At 71.4% G+C, this 15,574-nt stretch carries 11 protein-coding genes and 4 pseudogenes; 10 read left to right on the top strand and 5 right to left on the bottom strand.

Annotation, left to right across the window (positions count from 1 at the left end; translation table 11 throughout):
• The 5 genes and pseudogenes from EJ357_RS44860 to EJ357_RS44880 all read left to right on the top strand — a co-directional run bounded on the left by EJ357_RS44860 (position 1) and on the right by EJ357_RS44880 (position 6,605).
• The gene (locus EJ357_RS44860) at positions 1 to 873 is read left to right on the top strand and encodes a universal stress protein (protein ID WP_228472804.1); all 873 of its coding nucleotides are present in this window, start codon (positions 1 to 3) and stop codon (positions 871 to 873) included.
• Positions 874 to 985: 112 nt separating this feature from the next.
• The gene (locus EJ357_RS44865) at positions 986 to 3,385 is read left to right on the top strand and encodes a phosphoketolase family protein (RefSeq protein ID WP_126398246.1); all 2,400 of its coding nucleotides are present in this window, start codon (positions 986 to 988) and stop codon (positions 3,383 to 3,385) included.
• A 307-nt stretch (positions 3,386 to 3,692) separates the two neighbouring features.
• Positions 3,693 to 5,343, top strand: a pseudogene (locus tag EJ357_RS44870) (acetate--CoA ligase family protein); the annotation flags it as partial.
• A 12-nt stretch (positions 5,344 to 5,355) separates the two neighbouring features.
• Positions 5,356 to 6,088 (top strand): annotated as a pseudogene (locus EJ357_RS44875) (CBS domain-containing protein).
• A 16-nt stretch (positions 6,089 to 6,104) separates the two neighbouring features.
• Entirely contained in the window at positions 6,105 to 6,605 is a 501-nt protein-coding gene (locus EJ357_RS44880) for a flavodoxin domain-containing protein (protein ID WP_126398248.1), read from the top strand.
• 59 nt (positions 6,606 to 6,664) lie between these two features.
• Here the strand turns inward: EJ357_RS44880 and EJ357_RS44885 are convergent, their stop codons facing one another.
• A complete protein-coding gene (locus tag EJ357_RS44885; protein WP_323377721.1) occupies positions 6,665 to 6,910 on the bottom strand; it encodes an STAS domain-containing protein in 246 nt (81 codons plus the stop codon).
• Positions 6,911 to 6,959: 49 nt separating this feature from the next.
• Positions 6,960 to 8,135: pseudogene (locus EJ357_RS44890) on the bottom strand (PEP/pyruvate-binding domain-containing protein); the annotation flags it as partial.
• 264 nt (positions 8,136 to 8,399) lie between these two features.
• Here EJ357_RS44890 and EJ357_RS44895 point away from each other — a divergent pair.
• Together EJ357_RS44895 and EJ357_RS44900 are read left to right on the top strand one after the other, a co-directional pair.
• The gene (locus EJ357_RS44895; RefSeq protein ID WP_126398251.1) at positions 8,400 to 10,127 is read left to right on the top strand and encodes a sensor histidine kinase; all 1,728 of its coding nucleotides are present in this window, start codon (positions 8,400 to 8,402) and stop codon (positions 10,125 to 10,127) included.
• Positions 10,128 to 10,294: 167 nt separating this feature from the next.
• Entirely contained in the window at positions 10,295 to 11,170 is an 876-nt protein-coding gene (locus EJ357_RS44900; RefSeq protein WP_126398253.1) for a universal stress protein, read from the top strand.
• A gap of 41 nt (positions 11,171 to 11,211) precedes the next feature.
• On the opposite strand, the gene EJ357_RS44905 is transcribed toward EJ357_RS44900, so the two are convergent.
• Positions 11,212 to 12,012 (bottom strand): VOC family protein, encoded by an 801-nt coding sequence (locus tag EJ357_RS44905; RefSeq protein ID WP_126398255.1) that lies wholly within the window; start codon positions 12,010 to 12,012, stop codon positions 11,212 to 11,214.
• A 168-nt stretch (positions 12,013 to 12,180) separates the two neighbouring features.
• On the opposite strand from EJ357_RS44905, the gene EJ357_RS44910 reads away from it, so the two are divergent.
• Positions 12,181 to 12,519 (top strand): ANTAR domain-containing protein, encoded by a 339-nt coding sequence (locus EJ357_RS44910; protein ID WP_126398258.1) that lies wholly within the window; start codon positions 12,181 to 12,183, stop codon positions 12,517 to 12,519.
• A gap of 53 nt (positions 12,520 to 12,572) precedes the next feature.
• Here EJ357_RS44910 and EJ357_RS44915 read toward each other — a convergent pair whose 3' ends face one another.
• Positions 12,573 to 13,364, bottom strand: coding sequence for a SigB/SigF/SigG family RNA polymerase sigma factor (locus EJ357_RS44915; RefSeq protein WP_126398260.1), 792 nt, complete (start codon positions 13,362 to 13,364; stop codon positions 12,573 to 12,575).
• Positions 13,365 to 13,692: 328 nt separating this feature from the next.
• Here EJ357_RS44915 and EJ357_RS44920 point away from each other — a divergent pair.
• Positions 13,693 to 13,782: pseudogene (locus EJ357_RS44920) on the top strand (ABC transporter permease); the annotation flags it as partial.
• 274 nt (positions 13,783 to 14,056) lie between these two features.
• A complete protein-coding gene (locus EJ357_RS44925; RefSeq protein WP_126398262.1) occupies positions 14,057 to 14,578 on the top strand; it encodes a hypothetical protein in 522 nt (173 codons plus the stop codon).
• A gap of 53 nt (positions 14,579 to 14,631) precedes the next feature.
• Here EJ357_RS44925 and hemC read toward each other — a convergent pair whose 3' ends face one another.
• Positions 14,632 to 15,567: a hydroxymethylbilane synthase gene (gene hemC, locus EJ357_RS44930; RefSeq protein ID WP_126398264.1), complete on the bottom strand. Its 936-nt coding sequence runs from the start codon at positions 15,565 to 15,567 to the stop codon at positions 14,632 to 14,634.
• Positions 15,568 to 15,574: the final 7 nt, after the last annotated feature.

Genomic DNA, 15,574 nt, shown 5'->3' on the forward strand with positions numbered 1-15,574 from the left:
GTGGACCTGCCGATCGTCGTCGGCGTCGACGGCTCCGAGCCCAGCCTGCGGGCCGTCGACTGGGCGGCCGACGAGGCCGTACTGCGCGGGACGCCGCTGCGGCTGGTGTACGCCTCGCTGTGGGAGAGGTACGAGGGCGCCGCACTCGCCCAGGACCTGGGCGAGCAGTCCGAGCAGGTGCGGGCACAGGACATCGTGGAGACCGCCGCCCGGCGCGCCCACCGGCGTCGGACCGACCTGAGGATCTCCACCGAGGCTCTGCCCGAGGAGCCCGAGTACGCCCTGGTGCGGGCGAGCCGCAGTGCCTTCCTGCTGGTCACGGGCTCCCGGGGGCGCAGCGGTATCACGGAGGCGCTGCTGGGGTCGGTGAGTCTGACCGTCGCCGGGCACGCGCACTGCCCGATGGTCGTCGTACGGGGCAATCACGACAACAAGGTCCGGCCGGGGGCGCACGGCCGCGTGGTCGTCGGCGTCGCTGAGAGCTCCACGACCCCGGCAGCGGTGCGTTTCGCCTCCGACGAGGCGCGGCGACGGGGCGCGGTCCTGGACGCCGTACGTGCCTGGCGGTGCCCCGCACACGAGACCACGGACCACCCCCTGCTCGCCGGGGAACCCGCGCGGATGCATGAGCAGCAGGCGGTGGAGGTACTGGAGAAGGCGCTGCACGACGTCCCAGCCGACATCGAAACCCGCCGACGTGTGCTCGAGGGCGACACCCGGCACGTCCTCACGGACGCCTCGCACGGTGCCGACCTCCTGGTCATCGGCGCCGAGCGTCACCACCGGCACTTCGGGCTCCAGTTGGGCCGGGTGGCCCATGGGGTGCTGCACCACTCGGCCTGCCCGGTCGCCATCGTGCCCGAGCGGGAGTGAGCATTCGGCACGGACGCCGGGCTCGGCGAGGCCACCGCCCCGGTGGCCGACCCCTCCCGGCTTCGGGCTTCGCCGCCCCGCGATCCGAATCGACGACTTTCGGAGTCTTCCCATGTCGAAGGTGGAACACCAGAACGCCACCGCACTGACCGACGAGACCGACGAGACCGACGACGAACTGCGCGCGCTCGACGCGCACTGGAGGGCCGCCAACTACCTGGCCGCGGGACAGATCTACCTGATGGCGAACCCGCTGCTGACCGAGCCCCTCAAGCCCGAACACATCAAGCCGCGGCTCCTGGGCCACTGGGGCACTTCACCCGGCCTGAACCTCGTGTACACCCACCTGAACCGCGTAATCAAGGAGCGTGGGCTCGACGCGCTGTGCGTATGGGGCCCCGGGCACGGCGGCCCGTCCGTGCTCGCCGGCTCCTGGCTGGACGGCAGCTACAGCCAGACCTACCCGGACGTGTCGCGCGACGCGCAGGGCATGGAGCGGCTGTTCCGGCAGTTCTCCTTCCCCGGCGGTGTGCCCAGCCATGTCGCGCCGGAGGTCCCGGGATCCATCCACGAAGGCGGCGAGCTCGGATACTCGCTCGCCCACGCCTACGGCGCCGCCTTCGACAACCCGAACCTGCTCGTCGCCTGCGTCGTCGGCGACGGCGAGGCGGAGACCGGGCCGCTGGCCGCTTCCTGGCACTCCAACAAGTTCCTCGACCCCGTCCACGACGGCGCCGTCCTGCCGATCCTGCACCTCAACGGCTACAAGATCGCCAACCCGACCGTGCTGTCCCGCCTGCCCGAGGCCGAACTCGACGCGCTGCTCAGGGGCTACGGCCACGAGCCGATCCACGTCACCGGCGCCGAGCCCCTCGCCGTCCACCGCGCGATGGCGCATGCCTTCGACGAGGCACTGGACCGTATCGACCTGATGCAGCGGTCGGCCCGCGAGGGCGGCGTCAGCGAGCGCGTGCACTGGCCGGTGATCGTGCTGCGCACACCGAAGGGCTGGACCGGTCCCGCCGAGGTCGACGGCCTGCCGGTGGAGGGAACCTGGCGCGCACACCAGGTCCCGCTCGCCGGCGTGCGGGAAAACCCGGAGCACTTGCGGCAGTTGGAGGCATGGCTGCGCTCGTACCGGCCCGAGGAACTGTTCCACCCGGACGGCCGCCCCGCCCCCGACGTCCTCGCCTGTGTACCCGAAGGCACCCGTCGCCTGGGCGCCACCCCGCACGCCAACGGCGGGCTCCTCGTTCGCGACCTGCCCATCCGGCCGCTGGACTCCTACGCCGTACCGGTCGACAAGCCGGGCACGACCCTGCACGAGCCCACCCGCATCCTGGGCGACCTCCTCGAACAGGTCATGAAGGACACCTCGGCCCGCCGCGACTTCCGCGTCGTCGGCCCCGACGAGACCGCCTCCAACCGGCTCCACGCCCTCTTCAACGCCAGCGGCAAGGCCTGGCAGGCCGGAACACTGCCGGTCGACGAGCACCTCGACCGGCACGGCCGCGTCCTGGAGATCCTCTCCGAACACACCTGCCAGGGCTGGCTGGAGGGCTACCTCCTCACCGGCCGACACGGGCTGTTCTCCTGCTACGAGGCGTTCGTGCACATCGTCGACTCGATGGTCAACCAGCACATCAAGTGGCTGAAGACGGCCAGGCAACTGCCGTGGCGCAGGCCGGTCGCCTCCCTCAACTACCTGCTGACCTCGCACGTCTGGCGGCAGGACCACAACGGCTTCTCCCACCAGGACCCCGGCTTCGTCGACCACGTCCTGAACAAGAGCCCGGAGGTCGTACGGGTCTATCTGCCGCCGGACGCCAACACCCTCCTCTCCGTCGCGGACCACGCGCTGCGCAGCCGCGACTACGTCAACGTGATCGTGGCCGGCAAGCAGCCCTGCTTCGACTGGCTGTCGATGGACGCCGCACGCGCCCACTGCGCGCGGGGCGCCGGCATCTGGGACTGGGCCGGCACGGAGAACGGCGGCGAGCCGGACGTGGTGCTCGCCTGCGCCGGCGACGTGCCCACCCAGGAGGTCCTGGCCGCGGCCCAACTGCTCCGCCGGCACCTCCCACAGCTCGCCGTCCGCGTGGTGAACGTCGTCGACATGACCCGGCTGCTGCCGCGCGAGGAACACCCCCACGGGATGGGCGACTTCGAGTACGACGGCCTGTTCACCCAGGACAAGCCCGTGATCTTCGCCTACCACGGCTACCCGTGGCTGATCCACCGGCTCGCCTACCGCCGCGCCGGCCACCCGAACCTGCACGTGCGCGGCTACAAGGAGTCCGGCACCACGACAACGCCGTTCGACATGGTCGTCCGCAACGACCTGGACCGCTACCGCCTGGTCATGGACGTCATCGACCGCGTCCCCGGCCTGGCCGTCCGGGCCGCCGCCGTACGCCGGCAGATGGCCGACGCCCGCACCCGCCACCACGCCTGGATCCGCGAGCACGGCACCGACCTGCCGGAGGTCGCCGACTGGAGCTGGAACTCCTGAACGCCACTGCTCCCGGAAAGAGCTGCTCCTGACACCCACCCTGGAGGGGACCGGTGCCGCCGATCACCGGTCCCCTCCGCTTGCCCGCACCACCAGCGCCCAAGGTGGGGCCGACCGGCCCCCGGTGCACCCCGGACAGCCCATGGGCTTCCTCGCCGATCCGCCGGACGCTCGAAGTGCGAAGGGGCTTGGAGGACCCACGATGACCACGACGAACGACCACGCGTTCGACCGACCCGCGGTCCACGCCCTGCTCGCGGACGGCACCATCGTGTGCATCCGCCCCGTCGTGCCGGGCGATCACGAGGGGGTCGGCATCGCCCTCCTCGACGGCCTGTCCCGGCTGGGCATCGGCGTCTCCTCCTTCGTCTCCCTCGGCGACAAGTACGACGTCAGCGGCAACGACATGCTCCAGTGGTGGGAGAGCGACGGCCGCACCGGCCTCGCCCTGCTGCACCTGGAGTCCTTCGGCAACCCGCGCGCCTTCTCCCGTACGGCCCGCCGGGTCACCCGCCGCATGCCGGTGCTCACCGTCGACGCCGGGCGCACCGACGCGGGCCGTCGCGCCGCCGCCTCGCACAGCGCGGCCGCCGCGACCCGCACCATGACTCGCCAGGCCCTGTTCACCCAGGCCGGCATCACCGCGACCCGCTCGATCGGCGAACTCCTCGAAACGGCCGCCCTGTTGCACTCCCAGCCGCTCCCGGAGGGGCCCCGGGTCGCGATCCTCACCAACGCGGGCGGCGCGGGCGTCCTGGCGGCGGACGCCCTGCGCGGAGGCCGGGCTCGCCCTGCCGGCGTTCAACCTCTCCACGGTCGACGACCTGCTCGCCGTACTGCCCGAGGGGGCCGCGATCGGCAACCCCGTCGACGCCACCGCCGCAGTGACGGAGGAACAGCTCGGCGTGTGTGTCGACGGGCTCATGGGCTGCGCGGCCGTCGACGCCGTACTGGTGGTCCTCGTCCCCACGGCTCTTGCCGAGGCGACCGGTGACGACCTGCTCCGGGCACTCATACGGGCACCCGGACGCAGGTCCCGGCCCGTAGCCGTCGTACGCCTGGAACAGCCCCGGCCGGTCGAGCTGCTGCCCGCCGCCGACGGCGACACGATCCCCTCGTACGCCGAACCGCACGCGGCGGCACGAGCACTCGCCCACGCCGCCCACCGCGCATCCTGGCTGGCCCGCCCCACCGGTACCCTCCCGGACCTCCCGGACATCGACATCCGCCGCGCGCAGGCGATCGCCGAGGAGTTCCTCCTCGCGCATCCGGAGGGCGGCCGGCTCGACCCACGCACCTGCGCCAACCTCCTGTCCTGCTACGACATCCCCCAGATCCCGTGGGCCTGGGCCGAGACGGAGGACGAAGCCGTCCTCGCCGCCGACCGGCTGCGCGGCTTCGACGGACGCGTGGTCATGAAGGCCCACTGGCCGGGACTGGTGCACAAGAGCGAGCAGCGCGCCGTCCACCTCGACCTACGGGGAGACTCCCAGGTGCGCGCGGCCTTCCGGGACCTGAAGACACGATTCGCCGGCCTGATGACCGGAGTGGTCCTGCAACCTCTCGCCCCGCGTGGCACCGAACTGTTCGCGGGCGTCGTCCAGGACGAGGTCTTCGGGCCGCTCGTGCTGTTCGGCCTCGGCGGTACCGCCACCGAGGTGCTCGCCGACCACGCGGCACGGCTCGCCCCGCTGACCGACCACGACGTGCACGACCTGATCACCTCCCCGCGCTGCGCCCCGCTCCTGTTCGGCGCGCACGGCAACGTCCCCGTCGACCTCGAGGGTCTGGAACACCTGCTGCTGCGGCTGTCCCACATGGCCGCCGACCTGCCGCAGCTCGCCGAAGCCGACTTCAACCCGGTGCTCGCGACACCCGGCCAGGTCACCGTGCTCGACGCGCGGATCCGCCTGCTGCCGCGCCGCCCCCACGACCCCTATCTGCGCCGACTGCGCTGAGGAGGACCCGCCATGAAGCACGACAAGATCGGCTCGGTGATGACCAGTGACGTCGTGCGGGCCGAGTACGGCACCCCGTTCAAGGAGGTGGCGCGGCTGCTGGCCGACCACCGGATCAGCGGGCTCCCGGTGGTCGACGAAGACGACAAGGTCATCGGGGTCATCTCCGAGACGGACCTGATGATGCGCCAGGCGGCGCCCCCCGGGCCGTACGGGTCGGGGTCCCGCTTCCGGCTGGACGGCCTGACACGTGGCGCCCGGCGACAGGCCGCGAAGGCCAAGGCCCGCACCGCCGGTCGGCTGATGACAGAGCCACCCGTCACCGTGCATGCCGACGACACCATCGTCGAGGCCGCCCGGACCATGGCCCGGCGGCGTGTGGAGCGGCTGCCCGTCCTCGACGAGGAGGACCGGCTGGTCGGCATCGTCACCCGGCGCGACCTGCTCCAGGTGTTCCTGCGGCCCGATCAGGAGATCCGCGACGAGGTCGTCCGGGAGGTGCTGGGGCGCACCCTGTGGTCGGCACCCCCCCAGCATCGACGTCTCCGTCACCGAGGGGGTCGTCACCCTCACCGGCCACCGCGAGCGCAAGAGCGAGACGGAGATCGCCGTCTCGATGACCCGCCAGATCGACGGCGTGGTAGCCGTCGTCGACAAGCTCACCTGGCGCGTCGACGACGCGCGGCTGCGGCCCGACGAACGGGCACTGCAGGGCGTGGCCTACGACTGGCCGCGCCGACCGTGAGAGGAGGCGAACCACCATGACCGGCAAGGTACTGGTGGCCTATGGAACGACCAACGGATCGACCGCGCGGATCGCCGAGGCCATCGCCGACGTCCTGCGCAAGGACGGGCTCACGGCGGACGCGCTGCCCGCCCGGACCGTGACGGGTGTGTCCTCGTACGACGCCGTCGTGGTCGGCGGCGGACTGTACGCCGGACGCTGGCACAAGGACGCCCGCCGCTTCGTCCGGCAGCACGGCCGGGCTCTGGCCGAACGCCCGCTCTGGCTCTTCAGCAGCGGCCCCCTCGACCCCTCGGCCTCCGAGCGGGACATCCCGCCCGTGCCCGGGGTGAAGAAGGTCATGGCGCGGCTGGACGCCCGGGAGCACGTCACCTTCGGCGGCTGCCTGGAGGAAGGGGCGAAGGGGTGGGTGGCCGGCATGATCCTGCGCTCCAAGAAGGGCGGGGACTTCCGGGACTTCACCGCGATCGAGATGTGGGCGGGGCGAGTGGCCACTGACGTGAGGGGTGGTGAGTAGCGGCTGTCGCGGGACGCCCCTGGTGCCCGGCAGGCGGGCATCAGGGGCGTTTGTGCCGTCTACAGCTGCGGGTGCACCTCGAACACCCCGCCCAGACCAACGGCGCGGAGCAGCCACACGAAGCGACTGCTACCGGTGACCAGCCGGAGTCGGCCGTCGCGCGCCTTGATCCGGTTTCGTGTCCGGCACAGGACACCGAGACCGGAGCAGTCGATGAAGGAGACCTCACGCAGGTCGAGTACCAGATCAGGGGATCGGCCGGAGGTCAGGGCATCGAGGCGCGCGGCGAGCGGTATCGCTGTCACGAGGTCGATCTCGCCGCGCAGTGCCACGACGGTCGTTCCATCGACGGCGCGCAGCGCCGGGGAGCGGCTCTCCGGTCGCGGAGGCGTCGAAGCGCGGGAACATCAGCCGGGCGAGCCCGTGGCCGTCGACCCGCGCCAGTGCCTCGTCCGCGGAAACGAGCCCCTCGTCGGTCAGCTCGGCGGCGATGGCGAACGCGGCCTCGGCCGTGCGCTTGCCCACCCGGGTCTGCAGCATCCACAGCGTGCCGCGCTCGATGGTGAACTCGATGTCGCACAGGTCCCGGTAGTGCAGCTCCAGGGCCCGCGTGTGGGCGCGCAGCTGGTCGTACGACCGGGGGTCGAGTCGCTCCAGCTCGGTCAGCGCAACGGTGTTGCGGATGCCGGCGACGACGTCCTCGCCCTGCGCGTCGGGCAGGTAGTCGCCGTAGAGCCCGCCGCGGCCGGTGGCCGGGTCGCGGGTGAAGGCGACGCCGCTGCCGGAGTCGGGTCCGAGGTTGCCGAAGACCATGCGCTGTACGGTCACCGCGGTGCCCAGGTTGTCGGGGATGTGCTCGCGCCGCCGGTACCGGCGGGCACGTTCGCCGTTCCAGGAACGGAAGACCGCGAGGATCGCCCGGCGCAGTTGTTCGGCGGGCGACTGCGGGAAGTCCTCTCCCGTCCCGTCGTGGATCAGCTGCTTGTACGCCTCCACCAGCTCGGCGAGGTCGTGTGCGTCGAGGTGCAGGTCGTCGGGGGCGTGGCGCAGCTCCTTGAGGGCCGCCATGGCGCGCTCGAACAGGGCCGCGTCGACCCCCATGACCGTACTGCCGAACATCTGGACGAGCCTGCGGTAGGAGTCCCAGGCGAACCGCTCACTGCCCGAGACCTTGGCCAGCCCCCGGACGGAGTCGTCGTTCAGGCCGATGTCGAGCACCGTCTCCATCATCCCGGGCATGGAGAACCGTGCCCCGGACCGGACGGAGAGCAGCAGCGGGTCGTCGCGTTGCCCCAGCCGTCGGCCGGCGGCGGCCTCGACGGTCGACAGGTGTTGGGAGACCTCCGCCACCATGCCGTCCGGTTCCGTGCCGGTGGCGAGGAAGGCCCGGCACGCGTCCGTGGTGACGGTGAAACCCGGTGGGACCGGCAGCCCCAGCCGGGTCATCTCGGCGAGGTTGGCGCCCTTGCCGCCCAGCAGGTCAGCCATGCCGCGGCGGCCCTCGTGGAAGTCGTACACGTAGCGGACCATGACGCTGTGCTCCTCGGCTCGTCGGGCACGGTCCGGCTCTCGGGCCGCCGTCCCTCTCCAGCGTCGGACGGCGGCGGCCGGGCCGGCATGTGCCGGCCGTCCCCACGGCCAGGCCGAACGGCCCAAGCGTCCGGCCTGGAGCAGGCCGCCGCCGCGGGATCGTGTCGGTGTCCGATCCCGTACCGTCACGTGCCGCAGGCCGGTAGCGTGGTCATGACCGGAGCGGCCGGGGCCAGGCCGCCCACGGGATCTGAGGAGACGCAGGTGGGAAGCGCCGAGGAGCCCCGGGAAGCCCGCGTACGGCTGCCGCAGTTGAGGCTGGACGAACTGCTGGAGGAACTCCAGGCCCGGCTGGACGCGGCCCGCGGTACCCGCGACCGGGTGCACAGCCTGCTGGAGGCGGTGCTGTCCGTCGGCCGGGAGCTGGAGCTGGAGCAGGCCCTGCACAGCATCGTCGAAGCCGCCGCCCTGCTGGTCGACGCCGAGTACGCGGCCCTTGGCGTGATCGGTCCGGACGGCACGCGTCTGTCGGCCTTCCACACGGTCGGGGTCACCGAGCAGCAGATCGCCGGGATCGGTCACTTTCCGGAGGGCCACGGCATCCTCGGCGAGCTGATCCACCATCCCGAGCCGCTGCGCCTGGCCAAGATCTCCGAGCATCCGTCGTCCTACGGTTTTCCGTCCAACCACCCGCCGATGAACACCTTCCTCGGTGTCCCGATCCGGGTACGCGACCAGGTCTTCGGCAACCTGTATCTCACCGAGAAGCGGGGCGGGGCGCAGTTCGACGAGGAGGACGAATCCGTCCTGTCGACCCTGGCCGTGGCGGCCGGCGTCGCCATCGACAACGCCCGCCTCTACGAGGAGTCCAGGCTGCGGGAACGCTGGCTTCAGGCCAACGCGGAGATCACGCACAGCCTCATGTCCGGCAGCGAGCGCGGCCAGGTCCTGGGACTGATCGCCGACCGCGCCCGGGAGATCACGGGAGCGGCACTGGCCGTGGTCGCCGTACCGATGGAGGACACCGACTGGCTCAGCATGGAGCTCGCCATCGGGCCAGAGGCGGAGACGCTGCGCGGACTGGTGCTGCCCGTCGACGGAAGTCTGATCGGTGAGGCCTTCTCGACCGCCGCTCCCGTCACCACCCCGGACGTCTCCCAGGACAAGCGCGTCTCGGCAGGCCCTCCGCGCTTCAACGGCCTCGGTCCCGCGGTCGCCGTTCCCGTCGGCACGGGCGAGGGCGGCGTACGAGGCGTCGTTCTGCTGATCCGCGAGGCGGGGCAGACCGTGTTCACCGGGAAGGAGATCGAACCGCTGCTGGCCTTCGCGGCGCAGGCCGCCGTCGCCATTGAGCTCGCGGAGCGACGCGCGGACGCCGAGGAGGTCGCGGTGCTCAAGGACCGCGACCGGATCGCCCGCGACCTGCACGACCTCGCGATCCAGCGGCTGTTCGCCACCGGCATGACCCTGCAGAGCGCGGGCCGCTTCATCGAGCACCCCGAGGCCTCCGAGCGCGTGGTGCGTGCGGTGGACGACCTGGACGAGACCATCAAGATCATCAGGTCGACGATCTTCGGCCTGCGTTCGCGCGCAGGCACCGGCGGGACTGGGCTCAGGGCGCGTGTGGTGCGGATCGCGGGTGAGGCGGCGCCGGTGCTGGGTTTCGCGCCCAGTCTGCGCATGGAGGGCCTGGTGGAGACCCTCGTGCCGCGCGAGGTCGCCGATCACGTGGTGGCCGTCCTCTCCGAGGCCCTCACCAACGTCGCCCGCCACGCCCACGCCGACCGCGCCGACGTCGCCCTCACGGCGGACTCCCGGCAGGTCCGCCTCACCGTCACCGACAACGGCGTCGGCATCCCGGCCGACGGTCGCCGCAGCGGGTTGCGCAACATGGCGGAGCGGGCGCGGCAGTTGGGCGGGGAGCTGGAGCTGAGCGGTCCGGCCGACGGCGGCACCACCTTGGTGTGGTGGGCGCCGGTTCCGGCCGAGTAGAGGTGTGCGCGGCCCCCGGAATTCGGAACCACCCGGACCACAGGCATGGGTCGAACGTCCTCATCAGGTGCCCATCCGCCTCTCGTGACCGCCCGCCGACGGGTGCGACGGTGAGATCAGAGCCCCGGCTGTCCGATACGGCAGCCTGACAGAAGGCGGTGAGGGCGATGACACTCCCCCTGGTCGTGGGCGTCGACGGTTCGGACGCGAGCCTGCTGGCCGTCGACTGGGCGGTGGACGAGGCGGCCCGTGGCGATCTGCCACTGCGGCTGGTGTACGCCTCCCTGTGGGAGCGTTACGAGGGTGACGTCCCGTCGACCGGACGCAAACGCCCCTCCGAGCGCGTGTTGGCCGAGCACATCGTCGCCTCGGCCGCCGAGCGAGCCGCACGACGTGACCCGGACGTGAAAGTGACCACCGACATCGTCCCGGACGACGCTGTCGACGCCCTCCTGCGCGAGGGCAACAACGCCTTCGCCCTGGTGACGGGGGAGCGGGGCCGCGGTGAGCTCAAGGGACTACTGCTCGGGTCGGTGGGCCTGGCCGTGGCGGCCCGGGCGCACTGCCCGGTGATCGTGGTCCGGGGCGACAAGGCGGGCCTGGCCGGCACCCACGGGCGGGTCCTGTTCGGCGTGGGAGATCCGGCCGCATGCGGCAAGGCGATGTACTTCGCCTTCCGTGAGGCCGAGGCACGCGGGTGCACCCTGGACGCCGTACGCGCCTGGCGTTGCCCCTCCTATGAAGGCGCCGACCACCCCGCCCTCGCGGCGAATCCCGTGCACGAGCACGAGGAGCAGGCGGCGGCCCAGCTCGCCGAGATGCTGCGCGACGCCATGGCCGAGCACCCGGACGTGCGGGTACACCGAGCCGCTGTCGAGGGGGCGGCCCGCAGGATCCTCGTCGACCGCTCGGCCGCCGCGGACCTCGTCATCATCGGGGCACGCCGCAGGCACGGCCACTTCGGCCTGCAACTCGGCCGCGTCAACCACACCCTGCTGCACCACGCGCACTGCCCGGTCGCAGTAGTCCCGCAGCTGGCGTGAACGCTGTCAGTGGCCCACTCACGCCGCCCGCGCCGGTTGCTTCAGCGTTCGTGACGCGAAGTCACCGTGAACTGCGCCCCGTCCGGATCCCGCAGCACAGCCTCGTCGCTGCCCTTGGACAGCACGCTCCCGCCGTGCAGTTCCGCGGCCCGCATGCAACCGTCCACGTCGGCCACCGCGAAGTGCACCTGCCAGTGCGGCCGAATCGTGGGATCCGGCGCGGCCTCCAAGGCGCCCGACTCGATGCGTGCCACGACGTCACCACCACTGCGCAGCACGACCTCCCCACCCTCGTAACGGACCTCACAGTGGCCGGGCCGGTCCTTGGCCCAGTCGAGGACCTCGCCGTAGAACATCGCGGCGTCGAAGGCGTCACGTGTGTGCAACCGGATGAACGTGGGCGCGGCACGGCGCCAGGTCTCCCAGTGGGAGATGAGCTCCCCCTCCCAGATGCCGAACGTCGCCCCGTCCCGGTCGGCCAGCAGGGCGGCCCGCCCGGGCGGCAGGGACAGCGGTCCGACGGCCGTGGTGCCGCCGCGCTCCTGCACCCGTGCCACCGCCTCGTCCGCGCTGGGCACGGCGAAGTACGGCGTCCAGGCCACGGCCATCTGCCACATCGAGGCGACCGCGGCGATCCCCGCCACCGGCACGCTCTGCGCCAGCGCGACCCGGAATCGGTCGCCGAGCTTGGCCGGCCGCCAGCGCCAGCCGAGCACGGCCGAGTAGAAGTCCTGGGTGGCCTCCAGGTCGCGGCTGGTCAGACTCACCCAGCAGGGTGCGCCGAACACGGAGTGGGTGGACACGACCTCGGCCGTGCCGCGGGAGTTTCTCGCATCGTTCATGGCAGTCGCGTCCTGGTCTCGTCCGACCGGCGGCCACCGGTTCTCTCCCAGTGTCCGGCCGGAACCGTTCCGAGGCCTGTCGAGTACCCCCGGCAGAGCGCCGAAACGGCCGAGGGCCGGCCCTCCGCCTCACTGGCAGGCGACCGACAAAACGGCGAGGATGGGGACGTGGCACCGATACCGAACGAGCCTGCCGACAAGAGCGAGACCGACCGGATCCTCGAACTGGAGGAGGAGGTCGGCCAGCTCAAGGAGGCGGTCGTCTCGCATGCCGTCGTCGACCAGGCCATCGGCATGGTCGTCGCGCTCGGGCGAGTGGCGCCGGACCAGGGGTGGGCGGTGCTGAAGGACGTCTCCCAGCACACGAACATCAAGCTTCGCCGGGTCGCGGAACTGATTCTCAGCTGGGGCCGGGACGGGAGGATGCCGCCCGAGATCGGCGTCGAGCTCGAAGAGGCCCTCGAACGCTACGGCCCGACGCAGATCCCGGGATCGCCACAGGACTGACCGCTCGCCCCACGGCCCCACGGCCACGTGACCCTCGGGGACTCGACCGAGGGTCACCGTGCCTCGGCGAGCAACTCCTCGCGCAGGTGGGCGAAGCAGCCGCTCAGCAGCCTCGACACATGCATCTGCGAGATGCCGAGCTGCTGCGCGATCCGACTCTGGGTCATCCCGCCGAAGAACCGCAGGTAGAGGATGGTCCGCTCACGCTCCGGCAGCCGCTGCAGACACGGCCTGACGGCCACGCGGTCGACGACCACGTCGTACGCAGGATCCGGACCGCCGATCGCGTCCCCCAGCGCGTAACCGTCCGTGCCCGGCATCTCCGCCTCCAGCGACAGCGCGGAGAAGCACTCCAGGGCCTCCATCCCGGTGCGCACCTCGCCCTCGGTCAGATGCGCGTGCTCGGCGATCTCGGCGATGGTGGGCGCGCGGCCCGGGGTCTGCTGGGCCAGCTCCTTGGCGGAGCTCCGTACCCGGTTGCGCAGGTCCTGGACCCGGCGTGGCACGTGCAGCGTCCACATGTGGTCGCGGAAGTGCCGCTTGATCTCGCCGGTGATGGTGGGCACCGCGTACGCCTCGAAGGCGTGACCGCGGGCCGGGTCGTAGTGGTCGACCGCCTTCACCAGGCCCAGGGCGGCCACCTGGTACAGGTCCTCGAGGGACTCGCCGCGGCCCTTGAAGCGGACGGCGATCCGTTCGGCCATGGGCAGCCAGGCCCGGACCAGTTCGTCTTTGAGTGACTTGCGCTCCGGCCCGTCGGGGAGTCCGACGAGCCGATCGAATGCTTCGGCGGTGTCGGGGGCGTCGTCGTGCGGATGCTGCTTCGTTCTGGTGGTGGCACCCATGAGTGCGCACCTCCCTCAGCAGGTGCTGACTGGACGGACACCATGGGAGGCGCGGACTCGGACCTCATGGACACACCCAGGGGCCTGGCGCCGGCTTCCATGGACGTGCCTCCGGTCCGAAGCACAATAGGGAGAATTCCCTCTTTAAGGGCACACGAAACACATTTCGTGAATGCAACTACGTGTTGTCGCCGAATGACGGTGTGTTGATCGGGAACCAGGATGCCGTCGGGGTCCAGCGGCTGATCCGGCGCATTCCGCGGCGGGAGATGCCCGACCCGCGGCCGCGCGGTGCCGAGGGGAGTTGCTGCGGCTGGTCGTGGAGCGGCCCGGCATCATCGCCCAGTCCGCGATGTTCATCGCCGTCTTCCACGGCATCCAGATCATCTGGAAGCGCGACGCCGGAATCCTCAACAAAGGCCGACCCGCTCGGCTACCAGGTCGACGCCCTGCGCGGCCTCCTCACCGCTGGGTCGACCCGGCCCGGTGATCCCGGCTTGCCGATCTTGTCGCGGAACGTGATGTGCGGCACGTGGGTGAACGCGGCCGCCGGACCAGAAAGCGAATTCTGCCTGCCCACGGCTTGATCGGTGATCAAGGGGGCGAATGGGCTGGCCACAGCGCATTCTGCTCATTTGACAGTGCCCTGAGCGCAAAGATAGGAAGCAGCTCTCTGGGTCGAGAGGTGGATTGTGTACGAGCCGAACGTGGTCGGGGACTGGCACGAGTACGACGAGCATGCCGGTCTGCGTGTCCGCGTCCACCGCCTGGAAGCCGCCGAGCCGCCGCGCGGACGGGACGACGCAGCCGAAGGTCTCACGTACTTCAGGGTCCGTGTCACCGTCGAGAACCGCGGCGAGAGGCACCTCGGCATCCACCTGGAGGACGGCCAGATCGACGTGCGGATCGGCGGCGACGGCGAGGCCGCGTTCATCGACTGGCGCAACTCGCAGTTCATCGAGGGCTTCGACGTCTATCCGCTGCGCCGGGCCACCGCTGTGCTGTATGCCGCGGGCCCGGAGGCGAGCCTGAGCCAGGTCGACGTGCAGATCCAGCTGCGCGTCGAGGAGGAGTGGGCCGACCGTCGGCTGTGGACCGGCGGTCTCGGCCTGCAGGAGGGTGCCCTCGGCGCCCACGCCGCCACCTTGCGGGACGGTCTCGCGCTCCAGGTGAGCAACTTCCTGCGGGACCAGGCCGAAGAGGGCACCGCCTGACGTGCGAGGGACCTGAGAACCTGTGAACGCAGGCTCTCAGGACCGTACGCGTCTCAGTGCGGGATGCCGTCGATGATCTCGCGGGCCCCCTGACGCAGCAGCGCGACCGCCACCGACGTACCGAGCGTGGCCGGATCCAGCCGGCCCGCCCACTCGTGGGCGTTCAGCCGCGTCTTGCCGTCCGGGGTGAACACACAGGCCCGCAGGGACAGCTCGCCGCCGCGGTCCACGCGCGCGTACCCGGCGATCGGGCTGTTGCAGTGCCCCTGCAGGACGTGCAGGAACATGCGCTCGGCCGTGGCCTCCCGGTAGGTGTCGGGGTCGCCGAGGCCGCTGACCGCGTCGATGAGGTCGGTGTCGCCCTCCCGGCACTGCAGCGCGAGGATGCCCGCGCCGATGGGCGGCATCATCACCTCGGGTGAGAGGACCTCGCTGATCACGTCCGTCCGGTCGATGCGCTCCAGGCCGGCCACCGCCAGCAGCAGCGCGTCCGCCTCACCTGCGGCCAGCTTCTCCAGCCGCCGGTTGGCGTTGCCGCGGAACGGCACGCACTGAAGGTGCGGGTGCGTGGCGGCCAGTTGGGCGACGCGGCGCACCGAGGAAGTACCGATCCGGGTCCCGGCCGGCAGTTCGTCCAGCGTGCGGCCGTCCGGGTGGATGAGGGCGTCGCGGATGTCGTCCCGCTTGAGGAACGCGGCGAACGTCGTGCCGGCGGGCAGCGGCCGGTCGGCGGGGATGTCCTTGACGCAGTGCACGGCGAGATCGGCCTCGCCCGCCAGCAGCGCCGCGTCCACTTCCTTGGTGAACGCTCCCTTGCCCTCGACCTGGGACAGGTCGCCCATCCACTTGTCACCGGTCGTCTTCACCGGCACGACCTCGGTGCGCACACCGGGATGCAGGGCCGCCAACTCGGCGCGAACGCGCTCCACTTGGGCGAGCGCCATCGGCGAGTCGCGGGAGACGATACGGATCAGTTCAGGGACGGACATGCGGACA

Origin of the sequence: Streptomyces cyaneochromogenes (assembly GCF_003963535.1) — a bacterium.
Taxonomy (GTDB): domain Bacteria; phylum Actinomycetota; class Actinomycetes; order Streptomycetales; family Streptomycetaceae; genus Streptomyces; species Streptomyces shaanxiensis.